Origin of the sequence: Streptomyces sp. NBC_01092 (assembly GCF_045039535.1) — a bacterium.
Classification (GTDB): domain Bacteria; phylum Actinomycetota; class Actinomycetes; order Streptomycetales; family Streptomycetaceae; genus Streptomyces.
On sequence record NZ_CP108659.1, the window covers coordinates 9,676,711 to 9,696,008 of the forward strand.

At 70.6% G+C, this 19,298-nt stretch carries 14 protein-coding genes; 7 read left to right on the plus strand and 7 right to left on the minus strand.

Features of this window, described 5'->3' with window-relative positions; translation table 11 throughout:
• The first annotated feature begins 41 nt into the window (after positions 1-41).
• A complete protein-coding gene (locus OG254_RS43780) occupies positions 42-617 on the plus strand; it encodes a sigma-70 family RNA polymerase sigma factor (protein WP_351187192.1) in 576 nt (191 codons plus the stop codon).
• An 8-nt stretch (positions 618-625) separates the two neighbouring features.
• The gene (locus OG254_RS43785) at positions 626-1,102 is read left to right on the plus strand and encodes a hypothetical protein (protein WP_405595559.1); all 477 of its coding nucleotides are present in this window, start codon (positions 626-628) and stop codon (positions 1,100-1,102) included.
• A 9-nt stretch (positions 1,103-1,111) separates the two neighbouring features.
• Here OG254_RS43785 and OG254_RS43790 read toward each other — a convergent pair whose 3' ends face one another.
• Positions 1,112-1,897 (minus strand): N-formylglutamate amidohydrolase, encoded by a 786-nt coding sequence (locus OG254_RS43790; protein ID WP_405593312.1) that lies wholly within the window; start codon positions 1,895-1,897, stop codon positions 1,112-1,114.
• A gap of 47 nt (positions 1,898-1,944) precedes the next feature.
• On the opposite strand from OG254_RS43790, the gene OG254_RS43795 reads away from it, so the two are divergent.
• Together OG254_RS43795 and OG254_RS43800 are read left to right on the plus strand one after the other, a co-directional pair.
• Positions 1,945-2,274, plus strand: coding sequence for a DUF5713 family protein (locus tag OG254_RS43795; RefSeq protein WP_405593313.1), 330 nt, complete (start codon positions 1,945-1,947; stop codon positions 2,272-2,274).
• A gap of 5 nt (positions 2,275-2,279) precedes the next feature.
• Complete coding sequence (locus OG254_RS43800; protein ID WP_405593314.1) at positions 2,280-3,389, plus strand: DNA glycosylase AlkZ-like family protein; 1,110 nt, start codon at positions 2,280-2,282, stop codon at positions 3,387-3,389.
• Between the two features lie 122 nt (positions 3,390-3,511).
• Here OG254_RS43800 and OG254_RS43805 read toward each other — a convergent pair whose 3' ends face one another.
• On the minus strand, positions 3,512-5,728 hold the full coding sequence (locus OG254_RS43805) for an NADP-dependent isocitrate dehydrogenase (protein WP_405593315.1): 2,217 nt from the start codon (positions 5,726-5,728) through the stop codon (positions 3,512-3,514).
• Between the two features lie 232 nt (positions 5,729-5,960).
• Between OG254_RS43805 and OG254_RS43810 the strand changes: the two genes are divergently transcribed.
• The gene (locus OG254_RS43810; RefSeq protein WP_405593316.1) at positions 5,961-7,526 is read left to right on the plus strand and encodes a M1 family metallopeptidase; all 1,566 of its coding nucleotides are present in this window, start codon (positions 5,961-5,963) and stop codon (positions 7,524-7,526) included.
• Positions 7,527-7,541: 15 nt separating this feature from the next.
• Here the strand turns inward: OG254_RS43810 and OG254_RS43815 are convergent, their stop codons facing one another.
• The 3 genes from OG254_RS43815 to OG254_RS43825 all read right to left on the minus strand — a co-directional run bounded on the left by OG254_RS43815 (position 7,542) and on the right by OG254_RS43825 (position 10,810).
• Positions 7,542-8,636: a mechanosensitive ion channel family protein gene (locus tag OG254_RS43815; RefSeq protein WP_405593317.1), complete on the minus strand. Its 1,095-nt coding sequence runs from the start codon at positions 8,634-8,636 to the stop codon at positions 7,542-7,544.
• Positions 8,637-8,976: 340 nt separating this feature from the next.
• Complete coding sequence (locus OG254_RS43820; protein WP_405593318.1) at positions 8,977-9,741, minus strand: crotonase/enoyl-CoA hydratase family protein; 765 nt, start codon at positions 9,739-9,741, stop codon at positions 8,977-8,979.
• Positions 9,742-9,844: 103 nt separating this feature from the next.
• Positions 9,845-10,810 carry a YbhN family protein gene (locus OG254_RS43825; protein ID WP_405593319.1) on the minus strand — a complete coding sequence of 322 codons (966 nt, stop codon included), beginning with the start codon at positions 10,808-10,810 and terminating at the stop codon, positions 9,845-9,847.
• A gap of 144 nt (positions 10,811-10,954) precedes the next feature.
• Between OG254_RS43825 and OG254_RS43830 the strand changes: the two genes are divergently transcribed.
• Positions 10,955-12,898, plus strand: coding sequence for an ABC transporter ATP-binding protein (locus tag OG254_RS43830; RefSeq protein ID WP_405593320.1), 1,944 nt, complete (start codon positions 10,955-10,957; stop codon positions 12,896-12,898).
• An 89-nt stretch (positions 12,899-12,987) separates the two neighbouring features.
• Positions 12,988-16,914 carry a glycoside hydrolase family 2 TIM barrel-domain containing protein gene (locus OG254_RS43835; RefSeq protein ID WP_405593321.1) on the plus strand — a complete coding sequence of 1,309 codons (3,927 nt, stop codon included), beginning with the start codon at positions 12,988-12,990 and terminating at the stop codon, positions 16,912-16,914.
• A 22-nt stretch (positions 16,915-16,936) separates the two neighbouring features.
• Here the strand turns inward: OG254_RS43835 and OG254_RS43840 are convergent, their stop codons facing one another.
• Positions 16,937-18,511: a protein kinase domain-containing protein gene (locus OG254_RS43840; protein WP_405593322.1), complete on the minus strand. Its 1,575-nt coding sequence runs from the start codon at positions 18,509-18,511 to the stop codon at positions 16,937-16,939.
• Positions 18,512-18,606: 95 nt separating this feature from the next.
• Entirely contained in the window at positions 18,607-19,272 is a 666-nt protein-coding gene (locus tag OG254_RS43845; protein ID WP_405593323.1) for a TetR/AcrR family transcriptional regulator, read from the minus strand.
• Positions 19,273-19,298 lie beyond the last annotated feature (26 nt).

The window sequence follows — 19,298 nt, forward strand, 5'->3', positions numbered from 1 at the left end:
CCGCGGCGTACGATGACTTGCCGTACACGAGGGGTGGGGCTGTGGACCGTGCAGATGTCGGCGCCTTGGTCCAGTCCGCCGTCGACGGTGACGCGGCGGCCTGGAAGGCGCTGGTGGAAGGGCTGAGCCCACTGGTGTGGTCGGTGGTGCGCGCCCACCGGCTGGGTGACGCCGACGCCCATGAGGTGTACCAGACCGTCTGGTTCCGTTTCGCCCAGCACCTGGGGCGCATCCGGGAACCCGAGAAGGCCGGGTCATGGCTCGCGAGCACCGCACGGCACGAGTGCCTGAAGGTGCTCAAGAGCTTAAGGCGACTGACCGTGACGAACGATCCGCAGCTGCTCGACCGGGTCAGCGAGGACCGTACGCCCGAACAGTCGGTCCTGGACTCGGAGGAGGCCGCCGCCGAGTCCGAACGCATCCGCTGGATGTGGCAGGAGTTCGAGGAACTCGGCGACCGCTGCCGCCAGTTGCTGCGGGTGCTGATGGCCTCGCCGCCGCCCAGCTACCAGGAGGTGTCCGCCGCACTGGGCATCGCCGTGGGCAGCATCGGTCCGCTGCGGCAGCGCTGTCTGCGCCGGCTCAGGGCCCGACTCGACGCGCGGGGGGCGCAGTGAACGACGACATGCACGACGACGTGACGGGCGAAGGGGCCCCCGGCGACGACGGTTTCGACATCGAGCTGCTGGAGGAGGAACTCCGCCAGGCCGCCGCCATCCTGGACCCCGTACCGGCCCAGCTGCGCCAGCTCGCCGTCGAGGCGTTCGCGCTGCACGACCTCGACGCCCGGATCGCCGAGCTGACCTTCGACTCGGTGGAAGACGCCATTCCGGTCAGGGGGGCGACGGATGTGCCGCGGATGCTGACCTTCCGCGCGGGCGAGGTGACCGTCGACGTGGAAGTGACCGCGCAGGGTCTGATGGGGCAGGTGCTGCCCCCGCAGCAGGCGCGGATCGAGGTGCTCGGCGGCCCCCAGACGGCCACACCGGTCGAAGCCGACGGCATGGGCCGCTTCACCAGCGACGCCCCGCCCAACGGCCCGTTCGCCCTGCGGCTGCGGACCGGCGGGGAGGTCGTGGTCACGGAGTGGCTGCGGGCCTGAGGCACGGCCTCAGCGCGAGGCGGCATCCACCAGCGCCGCCAACGCCCGCGAGAGCCGGGTGAGTCCGGGACCTGCCGGACCGCCCGGCTCCGCCATGTACGTGTCCCTGCGGATCTCGATCATCAGCGCGGCGACCCGGGCCTCGACGCCGTAGAAGTCCAGCGGTACGTACGTGCCGCTGAAGGGGCTGTCCAGCCCCGCCTCCCCGCACGGCGCGAACGCCTCCCGCGCCGCCGCGAGCAGCTCGGGCGGCGTGTGGAAGGAGTCGGTGCCCAGACAGACCGGCGGCCGTGGGCCCTCGCCGTGCAGCTCGTAGGGGAGCCGGGCGGTCGGGTAGGAGTGGACGTCGATGATCACCGCCCGTCCCGTGGCGGCGAGCCGGTCGGCGACGGCGTGCGTCATGGCCTTCGCGTACGGCCGGAAGTACCGCTCGACGAGCGGCTTCGGGTCGGTGTCGGCGGGCCGTAGCTCCGCGAGGTGCGTGGTCCGGGTGTAGACGGCGCCCATGCCCACGGCGAGCATCTCCTCCCGCTCGTCCGGGAACCGCTCCGGGTCGACGACCAGCCGGGAGAGCCGGTTCACGAACCGCCAGGGGGTGACGCCGGCCGACGAGGCCGCCGCCTCGGCGAGCTCCGCGGTGTGCGCGTCGACGATGTGGTTCAGCTCCCGCTCCAGCGCGCGGTCGTCCAGCGTGATCCCCGCCCGCACCTCGGGCGGTATCTCCCGCGCCGAGTGCGGCACATGCAGGATCACCGGCGATCCCTCGGCACCGGGCAACAGGTCGAAAGAGGGCATCCGGCTGCTCCCGTGGCGTTGTCAGTGGTGTCGTGCACCATCAGAGCATGGACATCAGCAACGAGCAGGTGAGCGCACACCCGTTCCTCAAGGCGCTCTACGGGGACGACTACTACCCCGACGACGCGGTGGACCAGGGCAAGGAGATCCTGCTTCGCCTGTGTGCGCGCATCGAGGCCGAGCGGCCCGCGGACCTGGCCGCGCTGTACGTGCTGACCCACGCGGCCACCGACGAGTTCAACGGCCTGCAGGACGACGACTTCGACATCGAGACCGTCGCCCGCGAGGAGATAGCCGAGGAGTTCTGGTTCGTCGCCCAGGCGTACGGCTTCGCGGACGCCGACGTGGAAGAGCTGATCGCCACCCGGGACTGGTGACCCCGATGACCGTCCACGAGCTCTCCCGGGCCGACGCCCGCCGGATCGCGGTGCGCGCACAGCTGCTGGACGGCGCCCCGCGGCCGGACGGGCTGCTGGATGTCGTACGGCGGCTGACCCTGCTCCAGATCGACCCCACCGCCGCCGTCGCGCCCAGCGCCGACCTCGTGGCGTGGAGCCGGCTCGGCTCCTCGGGGTACTCACCGGCCGACCTGACCGACGCCCTGGCGGACCGGACACTGCTGGAGCTGCGCGCCATGATCCGGCCCGCCGAGGATCTCGCGCTGTACCGCGCCGAGATGGCCGAGTGGCCGCAGCGGGGTACGCCGTCGTCCTGGCGGGAGTACCACGGCATGTGGGTGGCCGCCAACGACGCCTGCCGCCTGGACATCCTCGACCGGCTCGGTGCGGCGGGGCCGCTGCCGTCCCGTGAACTGCCCGACACCTGCGCGCTGCCGTGGCGGTCGAGCGGGTGGAGCAACAACCGCAACGTGACCAAGCTGCTGGAGCTCATGGTGCAGCGCGGCGAGGTCGCCGTGGCGGGACGCGGCGGCGGCGACCGGCTGTGGGACCTGGCCGAGCGGGTCTACCCCGACACGCCCGCGGTCCCCGTGGCGCAGGCGCTGCGCATCCGGGACGAGCGCCGGCTGCGGGCCCTGGGCATCGCCCGCGCGCGGGGTCCGGAGTGCCAGGTCGAGCCGGCGGACGTGGGGGAGGCGGGTGAGCCGGCCGTCGTCGAGGGTGTGCGGGGCAGATGGCGGGTGGACCCGGCCCAGCTCGGGCAGCCGTTCGCCGGGCGTGCCGCCCTGCTCTCGCCCTTCGACCGGCTGATCCACGACCGCAGGCGGACCACCGAGCTGTTCGGCTTCGACTACCAGCTGGAGATGTACAAGCCGGCCGCGGGGCGCCGCTGGGGGTACTTCGCGCTGCCGATCCTGTACGGCGACCGCCTGGTGGGCAAGCTCGACGCCACGGCGGACCGCAAGGCCGGAGTGCTCAGAGTCGACGCGATCCACGAGGACGAGGAGTTCGGCGACGGCGTGCGGGAGGAGGTCGGCCGCGAGATCGAGGACCTGGCGCGCGGCCTGGATCTGGAGCTCGCACGGCCGGAGTAGGGGCGGACCGAAGGGAGAATCAGCCCTGGACACGGCTCCGCCCCGGCCGGGCGGTGCTCGGCCGGGGCGGTTCGCTCAGGCGGCCCTGTCGGGCCTCTCGGTCCCTGTCGGGGACGCTCGCGTCACAGGGACGCGAGCGCCTCGTTCCAGGTGGCCGACGGGCGCATCACCGCGGCGGCCTTGGCCGGGTCGGGCTGGTAGTAGCCGCCGATCTCGGCCGGCTTGCCCTGGACGGCGTTCAGCTCGTCGACGATCTTCTGCTCGTTCGTCGCGAGCGTCTCGGCGAACGGGGCGAAGGCCTTCGCCAGCTCGGCGTCGTCGGTCTGCTTGGCCAGCTCCTGCGCCCAGTACAGGGACAGGAAGAAGTGGCTGCCGCGGTTGTCGATGCCGCCGACGCGACGGGTCGGGGACTTGTCCTCGTTGAGGAAGGTCGCCGTGGCGCGGTCCAGCGTGTCGGCGAGAACCTTGGCGCGGGTGTTGCCGGTGGCGGTCGCGTACTGCTCCAGGGACGGCACCAGCGCGAAGAACTCACCAAGGGAGTCCCAGCGCAGGTAGTTCTCCTTGATCAGCTGCTGGACGTGCTTCGGCGCGGAACCGCCGGCGCCCGTCTCGAACAGGCCGCCGCCCGCCATCAGCGGGACGACCGACAGCATCTTGGCGCTGGTGCCCAGCTCCAGGATCGGGAAGAGGTCGGTCAGGTAGTCACGCAGCACGTTGCCGGTCACCGAGATGGTGTCCTCGCCGCGGCGGATGCGCTCCACCGACAGCTTGGTGGCGTCGACCGGGGCGAGGATACGGATGTCCAGGCCCTCGGTGTCGTGCTCCGGCAGGTAGGCGTTGATCTTGGCGATCAGGTTGGCGTCGTGCGCGCGGGTCTCGTCCAGCCAGAAGACGGCCGGGTCGCCGGTGGCGCGGGCGCGGGTGACGGCCAGCTTCACCCAGTCCTTGATCGGCGCGTCCTTGGTCTGGCAGGCGCGGAAGATGTCGCCCTCGGCGACCGGCTGCTCGATGAGCACGTTTCCGGCCTGGTCGACCAGGCGGACCGTGCCGGCCGCCTTGATCTCGAAGGTCTTGTCGTGGGAGCCGTACTCCTCGGCCTTCTGCGCCATGAGGCCGACGTTCGGGACCGAGCCCATCGTCGACGGGTCGTAGGCGCCGTGGGCGCGGCAGTCCTCGATCACGGCCTGGTAGACGCCCGCGTAGGAGGAGTCCGGCAGCACCGCGAGGGTGTCGGCCTCCTGGCCGTCCGGGCCCCACATGTGGCCGGAGGTGCGGATCATGGCCGGCATCGAGGCGTCGACGATCACGTCGGACGGCACGTGCAGGTTGGTGATGCCCTTGTCGGAGTCGACCATGGCCAGCGCCGGGCCCTCGGCGAGCTCCGCGTCGAAGGACGCCTTGATCTCGGCGCCGTTCGCCAGCGCGTCCAGGCCCTTGAGGATGCCGCCCAGACCGTCGTTCGGGGACAGGCCGGCGGCGGCGAGGGCCGCGCCGTACTGCTCGAAGGTCTTCGGGAAGAAGGCGCGCACCACGTGGCCGAAGACGATCGGGTCGGAGACCTTCATCATCGTGGCCTTGAGGTGCACGGAGAACAGCACGTCCTCCGCCTTGGCCTTGGCGATCTGCGCGGTGAGGAACTCGCGCAGCCTGGCCACGTGCATCACGGAGGCGTCCACGACCTCACCGGCGAGGACCGGTACGGACTCGCGCAGCACGGTGGTGGAGCCGTCCCCGGCGACCAGCTCGATCTTCAGCGAGCCGGCCTCGGAGATCACGACGGACTTCTCGGTGGAGCGGAAGTCGTTCTCGCCCATGGTCGCCACGTTCGTCTTGGACTCGGAGGTCCAGGCGCCCATGCGGTGCGGGTGGGTCTTGGCGTAGTTCTTGACCGAGGCGGGGGCGCGGCGGTCGGAGTTGCCCTCACGCAGGACCGGGTTCACGGCGGAACCCTTGATCTTGTCGTAGCGGGCCTGGATGTCCCGCTCCTCGTCGGTCTTCGGGTCGTCCGGGTAGTTCGGCAGCGCGTAGCCCTGGCCCTGGAGCTCGGCGACGGCGGCCTTCAGCTGCGGGATCGACGCCGAGACGTTCGGCAGCTTGATGATGTTGGCCTCGGGCGTCTTCGCGAGCTCACCGAGCTCGGCCAGGGCGTCCGGGATGCGCTGGTCCTCGGTCAGGTACTCCGGGAACACCGCGATGATGCGGCCGGCCAGCGAGATGTCCCGCGTCTGAACGGCGACACCCGCCTGCGAGGCGTAGGCCTGGACCACCGGCAGGAAGGAATACGTTGCCAGGGCCGGGGCCTCGTCAGTGTGCGTATAGATGATGGTCGAGTCAGTCACCGGGTGCTCCGCTCCACGTCTGCAACATTGCTCGACATCAAGATATCTCGTGATCGACCCGTACTCGACAGGGGTCCGCACACCGGCGCGGGATGCGTGCCGAGATCTCGAATCCGCGCAAACGGATCCACCACCTCCGTGCAACCGGATCAGTTGATCCCACAGTCATGTAGGGAGATCACCGATCCGGCGGCCGGTCCTGACCACCCGGCCGCCTCAGCGAAGGCGGACCATGAGATATCGCACCAGAGTGACGGCCCCCGCGGCCGCCCTGATCGGCACCGCGGCGGCCCTGACCGTCGCCCCCTCCGCCCACGCGGCACCGACGCGCACGGGGACGTCGGCCGCGAAGACCTCCGGCACCCCGGGCCCCGAGACCCTCGGCGACACCGTCTACCCGGCCCTCGGCAATGACGGCTACCGCGTCTCGGCCTACCACCTCGACTTCTCCTACGACGCCACGACGCGGCTGGTCGACGCCACCGCGACCCTGAAGATCCGCGCCACGCAGGCCCTGAGCCGCTTCTCGCTCGACTCCCTCGGCCTCGACATCCGCTCCGTCCGCGTCGACGGCCGGGGGGCGACCTTCGAGCAGGTTGACGAGAAGCTGCGCATCACGCCCGCACGGACCCTGCCGGCCAAGTGCCAGGTCACCGTCTGCGTCGAGTACTCGGCGGACCCGCGCCGCACCCTGCCGCACACCGGCTGGGTCGACACGTTGGACGGGTTCGCGGTGGCCTGCCAGGCGGACTCGGCGCACACCGTCTTTCCCTGCAACGACCACCCGTCCGACAAGGCCGACTTCTCGTTCCGCCTCACCGTCCCCAGCGGCCTGCGCGGCGTGGCCACCGGCCTGCTCGTGCGCACCGAGAGCCTCTCCGGCGGCCGTACGGCGTACACGTACCGCTCCCGCGAGCCCATGGCGACCGAGCTGGTGCAGATCACGGTCGGCGACTACGTGATCAAGGACCGGCAGGGCCCGCACGGCCTCCCGCTGCGGGACGTCGTCCCGGCCGCGCGTGCCGAGGCGCTGGAACCGGCGCTCGCGCTGACGCCGAAGCTGGTGGAGTGGCTGGAGGCCCGCCTCGGGGCGTACCCCTTCGAGACGTACGGTCTGCTGCCCTGCAACTCCGACGTCCCGGAGCCCTTCGGCTTCACGGGCCTGGAGACCCAGACCCTCACCATCTACCGGCCGAACTATCTGCTCCAGGAGGAGAAGAAGATCGGCTCGCACATGATGCACGAGCTGGTCCACTCCTACTTCGGCAACAGCGTCAGCCCCGCCACCTGGGCCGACCTGTGGATCAACGAGGGCCACGCCGACTTCTACGGCCTGCTCTACCGCTATGAGCGCGGCTGGCCGGACTCCCTGGGCCTGACGACCCTGGAAGCCCGGATGAAGAACACCTACGCGCAGGGCGACCAGTGGCGCCATGACTGGGGGCCGGTCGCGGCGCCGAACGCGGTGAACCTGTTCGAGGGCCAGCGCTACCTGGGCGGCGTGCTGGTCCTGTACGCGCTGCGCAACCTCGTCGGCGAGGACGCCTTCACCGCCCTTGAGCGGGCCTTCCTCGCCCGGTACCGCAACTCCTCGGCGTCGACGCAGGACTTCATCGCCGTCGCCTCGGAGATCTCCGGCCAGGATCTGACGGGTTTCCTGCGGGACTGGCTGTACGGCACGAAGACACCGCGGATGCCGGGGCATCCGGACTGGACGGTCACCCCGGTGAACCCGTCCCTCGCCGCGCCGCACAGCCGTAGGGGCAGCCGGTCCCACGACAACTCGGCCACCCTGTAGGGGCGTTGGGCTAGCTCAGTCGAGGCGGACGGGGGCCACCTCGTCCGCCTCCTCGGGCATGCGCTGCTGCGGTATGCCGACCGTGCCCTGCTGGATCGCGACCGTGCGCGTGGGCGCCGGGATGCTGATGCCCTCCTTGCGGTAGCGCCGGTGCAGGCGCTTGATGAACTCGTGCTTGATCCGGTACTGGTCGCTGAACTCGCCGACGCCCAGGATGACGGTGAACCCGATGCGCGAGTCGCCGAACGTGTGGAATCGGATGATCGGCTCGTGGTCCGGCAGGGCGCCCTCGACCTGCGTCATCACCTCGGCGATGACCTCGTTGGTCACCCGCTCGACGTGGTCGAGGTCGCTGTCGTAGGCGACACCGACCTGGAGCAGGATCGTCAACTCCTGCTCGGGACGCATGAAGTTCGTCATGTTCGTCTTGGCGAGCTCCCCGTTGGGGATGACGATCAGGTTGTTGGAGAGCGCCCGCACGGTCGTCTGACGCCAGTTGATGTCCTCGACGTAGCCCTCCTCACCGCTGGCCAGCCGGATGTAGTCACCGGGCTGGACGGTCTTGGAGGCGAGGATGTGGATGCCCGCGAAGAGGTTGGCGAGCGTGTCCTGAAGGGCGAGTGCGACCGCCAGACCGCCGACGCCGAGGGCGGTGAGCAGGGGTGCTATGGAGATGCCCAGCGTCTGGAGCACCACCAGGAAGCCGATGGCCAGGATCAGGATCCGGGTGATGTTGACGAAGATCGTGGCGGATCCTGCGACGCCGGGGCGGGACTGCGTGACCGTCCGCATCACGCCGGCGATCCCGCGGGCCGTGGCCAGCGTCACGACGAAGATGAGCAGCACGGTCAGGGTCTGGTTGACGTTGTGCTGGACCGTCTTCGTCAGCGGCAGCGCCGCGCCCGCGGAGGCCGCGCCCCCGAGGAACGCCGCCCACGGCACCACGGTCCGCAGCGTGTCCACGATGAGGTCGTCGCCGCTCCAGCGGGTGCGGTCGGCGTGCTTGCCCAGCCAGCGCAGCAGCATCCGCAGCAGGAACGCGGCGAGCAGTCCTGCCGCCACCGCGATCCCGGCGATGACCAGGTCGTCCACAGTGAGCGCTCGCTTCACCGGTCACCCCCGAGGAGAGAAGCTGCGGCGAATCCCTTCGCCGACGGCCGGATGTGAAGTCTCGTCACGTTGTCACCTGCTCGATTTCCGCGATGTGCCGTCGTGCCGGTCACCCCGTCCCCCGTGACCGGCACGAGGGCTCATCCTGCCGTATCGGGTACACGTGTTCGTGACGGGAGCGTCGACGGGACGGCCTCATCGGTCGCTTTTCGGGCATTCCTCGGGCATTCTCCCTCGGACTTCCCGCTGCGTCCGAGGGCCGAACGGCCGCGCTCGGGGGCTCGCTTGATGCGCGAGGGGCGCACGCGAGGCTTCAGAGTTGAGGGGCGCACGAGAGGCTTCAGAGTTCCGTGAACGACCCGTGCCGGCCCGCGCCCGAGGCAAAGCGGGCCGCGCCCTCCATGCTCTCCGCCAGCACACCCATGCCGTACCGGAGTTCACCCCGCATCGCCTCCCGCTCCTCCAGCCCGTCCTGGTCGAGCACCGAGGCCCGGTCGCCGCGCAGGCACGCCTGCGGGAACCGCGCGATCGTGGCGGCCAGCTCCTCGGCCTCGGCGCGGGCACGTCCGGTCGGCACCAGGCGGTTGGCGAGCCCCATGTCGTAGGCCTCGCGCGCCGGGACCGGCCGTCCGGTCAGGATCATGTCCATCGCGCGGCTCGTGCCGATCAGCCGGGGCAGCCGTACCGTGCCGCCGTCGATCAGGGGCACGCCCCAGCGGCGGCAGAAGACGCCGAAGACGGCGTCCTCCTCGGCCACCCGCAGATCGCACCACAAGGCCAGTTCAAGGCCGCCGGCCACGGCATGACCGGCCACGGCGGCGATCACCGGCTTGGACAGCCGCAGCCGCGTCGGCCCCATCGGCCCGTCGCCCTCCTCGGCGACCCGGTTGCTTCGCTCGGTGCCGAGCGCCTTGAGGTCGGCGCCCGCGCAGAAGGTGCCGCCCTCGCCCCACAGCACCGCCACTCGCGCATCGGCATCGGCCTCGAACTCCCGGAAGGCGGCGACGAGCTCGGCGGCGGTCGGGCCGTCGACCGCGTTGCGGACCTCGGGGCGGGAGAGGACGACGGTGGTGACGTGTCCCTGGCGCTCGATGCGGACCGGCATGGCGAGGGTCCTTTCCGTGGGTCGGACCCCGTACGTTACTGACCGGTCACATGACCTTCCACCGGAACCGAGCCGTCGCATGACCTTCCAGCGAACCGAGCGCTCATATGACCTTGAGGCGCACCAGCGCCCCCAGCGTCAACGCTCCCGGCAGCAGCGGCACCCACACCGTGATGATCCGGTACGCCAGGACCACCGCCGTGGCCACCGCCACGGAACCGCCCGCCGCCACCAGGGCCACTATCAGCGCCGCCTCCACCGAACCGAGCCCGCCGGGCGTCGGTATGAGGGCGACGGCGCAGGTCGCCGCCAGATACGCGAGCGCCATGTGGGCCGGCGGCACATCCAGCCCCAGGGCCAGCCCGACCAGCACCAGTCCCGCCGCCTGAAGCGCGGGGAAGGCGATCGAGCCGCCCCACAGCGCCAGCGCCCGGGACGGACGGGTGTGCACCGAGCGCGCCTCGCCGAGCGCGGTGCGCAGGAAGGACATCACGGCGGTGCGCAGCCTGCGTACGAGTGCGAAGACGAGGGCGACCACGACAGCGGCGGCCCCGATGATCAGCAGCAGCGGACCCCACGCCCCCTGCGGAAGGAGCGGGCCGAGCTGCAGCGCGTGCGGGAAGGCGATGAGCAGCGCGGCCAGCAGGCCGACCCGCGCCACGCTTTCCGCCATCAGATACAGGGCCAGCGCCGCCGAGGAACGCGCGAGCGGCAGCCCGCACACCGTCATGAAGCGCAGGTTGACCGCGCTCGCGCCGAGCCCGGTGGGCAGCAGATGGTTGGCCGAGCCCGCGGCGAATTGCGTGACGAGCAGCCGCAGCTTGGGCAGCCGGTCGACCACGGCACCCTGCCGGGTCACCGCCGCCGCCACCCACGTCAGACAGGTGGCACCGGCAGCGGCGAGCAGCCAGGGCCACTTGGCCGTCGCCAGATGGCCGATGCCCTCGGCGAGCACGGCCCGGTGCTGCACCGCGACCAGGATGACGAGGGCGAGCGGCAGCAGGACCAGTATCTGGCGGATCGGGATGCGCCGGAGCAGGCGCCCCGCGTGGAGTCGTACGGCGGTCACACTGGGAGAGGTTTTCCGCGTCGCGACAACGGCGGGTTGCGGATGCGCAGACGGCGTCTTACGGACCGGCTGCGGACGGACACCGATCTTCGCGAAGTCGCCGATATTGACCTCAAGGTCGCTTGAGGTCCTACGTTCCCTCCCATGAGTATGGAGACCACAGCCTGGACCCAGCTGCACAGCGTCATGAACGCCGAGCGGGAGCGCCGCCCGTTCGCCCGCGCCACGCTGCGCCGCATCACCGCGTTCGCCCGCCCGCACCGCCGCAGGATCGCGCTCTTCGTCGTGCTCGGGGTGCTGACCGCGCTGCTCGCCGTCGCGACCCCCGTCCTCGCCGGACGCGTCGTCGACGCGATCGTGACGGGCGGCAGCGAGGGCACCGTCGTCCGCCTCGCCCTGCTGATCGCCCTGATCGCGGTCGCGGAGGCGGGGCTCGGGATCCTCGCGCGGCGCCTGTCGGCGGCTCTCGGCGAGGGCCTCATCCTCGATCTGCGGACGGCTGTGTTCGATCATGTGCAGCGCATGCCGGTCGCGTTCTTCACACGCACTCGTACGGGGGCGCTCGTCTCCCGTCTCAACAACGACGTCATCGGCGCCCAGCGCGCCTTCAGCAACACCCTGTCCGGAGTGGTCAGCAACCTCGTCACGCTGCTGCTCACCCTCGCCGTCATGCTCACGCTGTCCTGGCAGATCACCCTGCTCGCCCTCGTCCTGCTCCCGGTGTTCGTGATCCCGGCCCGGCGCATGGGGCACCGCATGGCCGGGATGCAGCGGGAGGCGGCCACGCTCAACGCGGCGATGGGCACCCGCATGACCGAGCGTTTCTCGGCCCCCGGCGCCACGCTGGTCAAGCTCTTCGGGCGTCCGGAGGAGGAGTCGGAGGAGTTCGCGTCCCGGGCCCGCCGGGTCGCGGACATCGGCGTCCGGACGGCCACCGCCCAGTCGGTGTTCATCACCGCGCTCACCCTGGTCTCCGCCCTCGCCCTGGCCCTGGTCTACGGCCTCGGCGGCTGGTTCGCCCTGCGCGGCACCCTGGAGCCGGGCGCCGTCGTCGCGTTGGCGCTGCTCCTGACCCGTATGTACGCGCCGCTCACCGCGCTCGCCGGTGCCCGCGTCGAGGTCATGAGCGCCCTGGTCAGCTTCGAGCGCGTCTTCGAGGTGCTCGACCTCAAGCCGCTGATCGAGGAGAAGCCGGACGCGAGGGAGGTCCCCGAGGGCCCGGTGTCGGTGGAGTTCGACAACGTCCGCTTCGGCTACCCCTCCGCCGACAAGGTCTCCCTCGCCTCCCTGGAGGAGGTGGCCACCCTCGACACACGCGGCGGCGCCGAGGTCCTGCACGGCATCTCCTTCCGCGCCGAACCCGGGCAGACCGTCGCCCTGGTCGGCTCGTCCGGCGCGGGCAAGTCGACGGTCGCCCAACTGCTGCCGCGGCTGTACGACGTCGACGAGGGCGCCGTGCGTGTCGGCGGCGTCGACGTCCGTGACCTGAGCGCCGGTTCCCTGCGCGGCACGCTCGGCATGGTCACCCAGGACGGCCACCTCTTCCACGACACCGTCCGCGCCAACCTGCTGCTCGCCCGGCCCTCGGCGAGCGACGCCGAACTCTGGGACGCCCTGCACCGCTCCCGCCTCGACGAACTCGTGCGGTCCCTGCCCGACGGCCTCGACACCGTCGTCGGCGAGCGCGGCTACCGGCTCTCCGGCGGCGAACGCCAACGCATGACCATCGCCCGGCTGCTGCTGGCCCGCCAGCGCGTCGTCATCCTCGACGAGGCCACCGCCCACCTCGACAACACCTCCGAAGCCGCCGTCCAGGAGGCGCTCACCGAGGCACTGGCGGGCAGGACGGCGGTCGTGATCGCACACCGGCTCTCGACAGTGCGGGCGGCGGACCTGATCCTGGTGGTCGAGGCCGGCCAGATCGTCGAACGCGGCACGCACGAGGAGTTGCTGGCGGCCGACGGGCGCTACGCCGAGTTGCACCGAACCCAGTTCAAGCAACTGGATTCGGCCAAGGTCGACGGCCGTACCCATCAGGAACACACAAACAACGACAGCATCATTGCTTCCCCTGTGGCCACGGCCTAGTGTGCGTTGGGTTTCCCAACAGCACCGCACACGATCTGACGCCCCTCAAGCCGTGGCGCGCACTGTCGTGCCGAGGAAGGCCACCGTCGATGCCGTTTTCTCCCGCGTCCCCCGCCGGCCCGTCCCGTTCGCAGGGCGTGCCGGTCAGCCGCCGCCGTCTGCTGGAGGGGGGAGCCGCCGTGCTCGGTGCGCTCGCCGTCTCCGGATCGTCCGCCACGGTGCACGCGGCCGACGGGACCGGGACGGCGGCGGGCACCGCGGAGTGGAACGGCCACATCGACGTCTTCCGCATCGGCACCCAGCCACCGCACACCACGCTCATGCCCTACGCGGACGTCAGTCAGGCGCTGGACGCCGACCGCACCCGCTCGCCGTACCGGTTCAGCCTGGACGGGAAATGGAAGTTCGCCCACGTCGAGCGGCCCGACGACCGGGACGTCGACTTCCACCGCACCGACCTCGACGACAGCGACTGGGACACCATCCCCGTCCCCTCCGTCTGGCAGATGCACGGCTACGACCGCCCGATCTTCGTCAACATCACCTACCCCTGGTGGGGACCGAACGGCCTCGGCGAGGAGGCCCAGCCCCCGGCCGCGCCCACCCGCTTCAACCCGGTCGGGCAGTATCGCCGTACCTTCACGGTGCCGCGCGGCTGGGCGGGGCGACGGACCTTCCTGCACTTCGAAGGCGTCAAGTCCGCGCACTATGTGTGGATCAACGGGGAGTTGGTGGGATACGCCGAGGACTCCTTCACTCCGGCCGAGTACGACATCACCCCGCACCTCAAGCCCGGCACCAACCAGATCGCCGTCGAGGTGTACCGCTTCTCCGACGGGGACTGGCTGGAGGACCAGGACATGATCCGGCTGAGCGGGATCTTCCGCTCGGTCTACCTCTACTCCACGCCGGCCGTCCACCTGCGCGACTTCAAGCTGGACACCCCGCTCAACGCCGACTACACGGCCGCCGAGTTGTCCGTCACGGCGAGCGTGCGCTCCTACGGAGGACCGGGGGCGGGCGGCTACTCGGTCGAGACGCAGCTGTACGACGCCGGCGGTCACGCCGTCTGGCCCAGGCCGCTCCAGCAGGCGGTCGACCTCGGCTCCGCCCCCGCCGGTGAGGACGTGACCGTAACGGCGAGCAGAGCCGTGCCCGCGCCCAAGCTGTGGTCCGCAGAGCACCCGAACCTCTACACCGCCGTGCTGCGGCTGCGCGACCCGGCCGGAGAGGTGATCGAGACCCTGTCGCACCGCGTCGGCCTGCGCGAGTTCGCGCTCAAGGACGGGCTGATGCGGATCAACGGCCGGCCCGTCTCCTTCCGCGGGACCAACCGGCACGAGATGCACCCCGACAGCGGCATGGCGCTCACCCGCGCGCACATGGTCCGGGACATCGAGATCATCAAGCGGATGAACATGAACTCCGTCCGCACCTCGCACTACCCCAACAACCCGATCTGGTACGAACTCGCGGACGAGTACGGCCTCTACCTCGTCGACGAGACCAACCTCGAAACCCACGGCATCCGCGGCGAGTACCCCGGCAACCACGCCGACTGGACCAAGGCCTGTGTGGCCCGCGCCCAGAGCATGGTCCACCGCGACAAGAACCACCCCTCGGTGGTCATCTGGTCACTCGGCAACGAGGCGGGCGGCGGCAGCACCTTCGTCGCGATGCACGACTGGATCAAGTCCTACGACCCGACGCGCGTGATCCAGTACGAGGGCGACGACCGGCCGGCCATCAGCGACATCCGCTCCGAGATGTACGACAGTCCCTCCCGCGTCGAGCAGCGCGCGAAGGACACCGCCGACACCCGGCCGTACGTCATGATCGAGTACGCGCACGCGATGGGGAACTCCAACGGCAACTTCAAGGAGTACTGGGACATCGTCCGCCGCTACGGCATCCTCCAGGGCGGCTGGATCTGGGACTTCGTCGACCAGTCGCTGAACTGGCCCGTGCCCACCCGTAAGTTCCTCACCGAGTCCGGGCCGGGCGGCGGCCTGCGCGGCGAGATCCTCACCGCGAGCGGCACCTTCGACCGCGCCAAGGGCGTATCCGGCGCCACCGTCTTCCCCCGCGACGAGCGCCTCGACCTCACGGGCTCGCTCACCCTGGAAGCCTGGGTCACCCAGCACTACACCGGCTACGACCAGCCGATCCTCGCGAAGGGCGACACGCAGTACGCCCTCAAGCAGACGAACGGGAACCTTGAGTTCTTCATCTACGGCGGCGGCCAGTGGATCACCGCGAGCTGGGCGCTCCCGGCCGACTGGACCGGCGCCGAGCACCACATCGCCGGAGTCTTCGACGCGGACGCGGGCACGCTGACGCTCTACGTCGACGGCGAGGCGAGGGCCACCCGGACGACCACGCGCAAGCCGGCCTCCAACACCGCGCCCCTCGCGCTCGCCACCGATGTCGACAACCCCACCCGGGAGTTCAGCGGCACGATCCGCCGGGCACGCGTGTACGCGCGTGCGCTGAGCGCCGCCGAACTCGGCTCCGACGGGCGCGGACCGGGTGACGACGGCGTACGGTTCTGGTTCGACGCGGCCACGGTCGCCGTCACCGAGAAGCGGCCCCGCCAGAAGACCTTCTTCCCCTACGGCGGCGACTGGGGCGACAACCCCAACGACGGCACCTCCAACGCCGACGGCATCGTCACCGCCGACCGCCGCCACACCGGCAAGGCGGCCGAGATCAAGCGGATCTACCAGGCGATCCACGCGACACCGGCATCGGGCGGCTCCCTGGCCCCCGGCTCGGCGATCACCCTGACCAACGAGTACCTGTTCACCAACCTCCTTGAGTTCGACGGCAGTTGGTCCCTCATGGCGGACGGCGAGATCGTACGCAGGGGAAGGCTCAGCCGCGCTCAGCTGGACGTCCCGCCGCTCGGCACCAAGGACATCACCGTGCCGGTGACACTGCCTGACGACCCGGCCCCCGGCACCGAGTACCACCTCCAACTCTCCTTCACCACCAAGGAATCCACCCCTTGGGCGAAGGCCGGATTCGAGGTGGCCAAGCAGCAACTGTCCCTCGACGTGGACGTAGTGGCCGTGACGCCGGTCCCACTGGCGAGCGTGCCGGGTCTGACGTACGAGGACGACGACAAGGCCGTGACGGTGAAGGGCAAGACGTTCACCGTCACCGTCGACAAGAGCACGGGGGCCATCACGGCCTACGAGGCCGACGGCACCCGGCTCATCGACTCCGGTCCCGTGCCCAACTTCTGGCGCGCGCCGACCGAGAACGACCGCGGCAACGGCCAGCACACCCGTAACCAGATCTGGCGCGACGCGGGCAAGAACCGCAAGGTGACGGATCTGATGGTGCGCCCCCTGCAGGACAAGGCGGTTGAGATCAAGGTCACCGGCACCCTCCCGACGACGACCGAGTCGACGTACACCACGACCTACACCGTGTTCGGCAATGGCGAGATCAAGGTCGACAACACCCTGCACCCGGGGGCCGCGTCGCTGCCGTACATCCCGGAGGTCGGCACGCTGCTGTGCCTGCCCGGGCGTTTCGATCGGCTGCGCTACTACGGCCGCGGGCCCGAGGAGAACTACGTCGACCGCAACGACGGCACGGACGTGGGCGTGTACTCCGGCAAGGTGTCCGAGCAGTGGACGCCTTACATCCGCCCGCAGGAGAACGGCAACAAGACCGACGTCCGCTGGATCGCGCTGACCGACGCCGACGGCACCGGTCTCCTCGTCTCCGGGGAGCCGCTGCTGGAGGTCAACGCCTCGCACTTCACCCCGGAGGACCTGTCGTCCGGGGTCCGCCACGACTATCAGCTGGCCCCGCGCGACGAGGTGGTCCTGCGGGTGAACCACCGCCAGATGGGCCTGGGCGGCGACAACAGCTGGGGCGCCCACACCCACGACCAATACAAGCTGTTCGCGAACCGCGACTACTCCTACACCTACCGGCTGCGCCCGCTGACCGACGTGCGTGAGGCGATGGCGGCGTCCCGGAGGCCGACGGCGGTGGAGTGACGCGACGCGCCCGGGATTCCGCTCAACTCGGGCGCGTCACACTCACCTGCACCGACATGATGCCCCTGTTGTCCTGGGAGCAGGCTCCGGCGGCGTCGTTCATGCCCAGTTGGAGGGTGCCGTCCCCGGCCGCGCGGAACTCCAGGTTCTTGCGGACGGCGTGGACCGGGAAGTCCCGGTTGCCCTTGAGGCGTGCCACCAGGGTCCCGAAGGGCGAGGCGGGCCTGACCTTGCAGGACTTCGCTCCCTCCAGCAACTTGTCGGTGTTCGCGTCGTATCCGGCCGGTCCGGACAAGGGCATGTTCCGCTGGTCGGCCGTCCATGAGCCGGAGAGGTACCGGATGACGACCTGGTCTCCGCGCGTGACGGACACCCCTGGCACCGACTGCCATCCGGCGGTCGACTTGACGACCTGGCTGACGGTCGTCGTTTTCGGCTCGTCCTTGGGCGGGAGCGTCCCGGTCTCGTCCTTGGGTGGAAGCGTCCCGGTGAGGAAGAGACCGCCCACCACGGCCCCCGCCAGCAGTGCCGTACCGGCCAGCCCCCACAGCAGCCGCTTCCTCGGGCGGCCGGCTGAGTGGCTCGCGGGCCCGAGCGATGTGGTGTGCCGTGCCGTCGGCGTGGTCTGCCCGGTCGATACGGTTCGCTGCCGGCCGCCGGTCAGCGTGTCCGCGTCGGCCAGCGGGACCGAAGGCCCTGGCACGTGCACGGTCGCCGACGGCAGCGGCTCCGCCTCGCCTGTCTCTCCCGCCGCGACGCGGTGGAGCGCGTCGCGCACGACGGCCGCCGAGGGGCGCTCCTCGGGGGACTTGCGCAGCAGCGCCTCCACGATCGGTCGCAGCGGGCCGAGTTGCTCCGTCAGTACGGGTTCTTCGTACGCCACCGCGTGCAGCGTCGCCGGACGCGCGGGCCGGCGGAAGGGGGACTTGCCGCAGCAGACCGTGGCGAACGTCGCGCCCAGCGACCACAGGTCGGAGGCGGGACCGGTCTGCGAGCCCATCACCCGCTCGGGCGCCATGTACTCCAGGGAGCCGACCAGTTCGCCGGTGGTCGTCAGGGACTCGCCGTCGTCCAGGGCGGCGATGCCGAAGTCGGTGAGGACGGCGCTGCCGTCGGGGCGCAGCAGGACGTTGGCGGGTTTGACGTCGCGGTGCAGGGTGCCGGCCGCGTGCACGGCCGTCAGCGCGTCGAGGAGTTGCAGACCGAGGGCGGCCGTGTGCTGCGGTGTGAGCGGTCCGGTCTCGGCGATCCGGTCGGCGAGCGAGGGCCCCTCCACGAGCTCCATGACGATCCACAACCGGTCCTCCGACTCGACCAGGTCGTGGACGCCGACCACATGGGGGTGCGGCACTCGGGCGACCGCGCGGGCCTCACGGACGGCGCGGCGCAGCCGGATGCGGTGCTCCTCGTCGCCCTGGTGGATGATGTGCAGTTCCTTGACGGCCACCGGGCGGTCCAGCAACTCGTCGTGGGCGCGCCACACCGTACCCATGCCGCCTCGGCCGAGGATGTCGTGGAGCTGATACCTATGGGCGATCAGTCTCCCCGAGCCGCGTTCCGAAGGCGTCGCTTCCTGATCGCTGTCTCCGGAAATCACGCGCTCTCTCCCGCCCCGCTTGCTTCCGTTCGGACGGGTTTGAGCATAGCGGAGTGCATGCGGAGTACATCAGGAACAATTGCTGTCAACTGCCGTCAACTGCCCTCATGCGCAAGGCGTTTCCCCTCTCGGCGTTGCGTCTCGGAGGCCCGCATGAGCAACGTCTCCAGCAGCGCGAAGACCTGCTCGGGGTTGCTGCCCTCGGGGTCGGCGAGCCAGGCCAGGGTCATGCCGTCCATGAGTACGGTGAGGAGTTCTCCCAGCGCCTGGCTGCCACCGGGAAGATCCACGCCCTCCTCGGCCAGCCAGTCCGCGGCCGCCTCGGTGGACATCTCGCGGTACGCCGTGTACTGCCGCCGGGCCAGGTCTCGCAACGCGGGCGTACGCAGGGCCAGCGCGGTCAGCTCGTAGAACGCCAGTTGGCGGCCCGGCTGCTTCTCCTGGTCGCGCCGCGCCACCGCGAAGGCGGCCCGCAGCCTGTCCGCCACCCCGGCGCTCTCCTCGGAGCCGACCCGCGGTGCCGGGGCCGCGGCGTTCTCCCGCAGCTCCTCGATGACTTCCGCGATGAGCGCTTCGAAGAGTTCCTCCTTGCCCGAGAACCAGTAGTGGAACATGCCGTGCGGCAGGCCGGCCTCCTGTGTGATGCGCCGAGTCGTGGTCGCCGCCACTCCCTCCCGGGCGATCACGGCGCGCGCGGCGTTGAGCAACTCGGTACGGCGGGCGTCGTCGGGCCGACGCCGAGGGGAACGGGTGCTTGGCATGCCGCCCATCATTTCATGCCGTACGA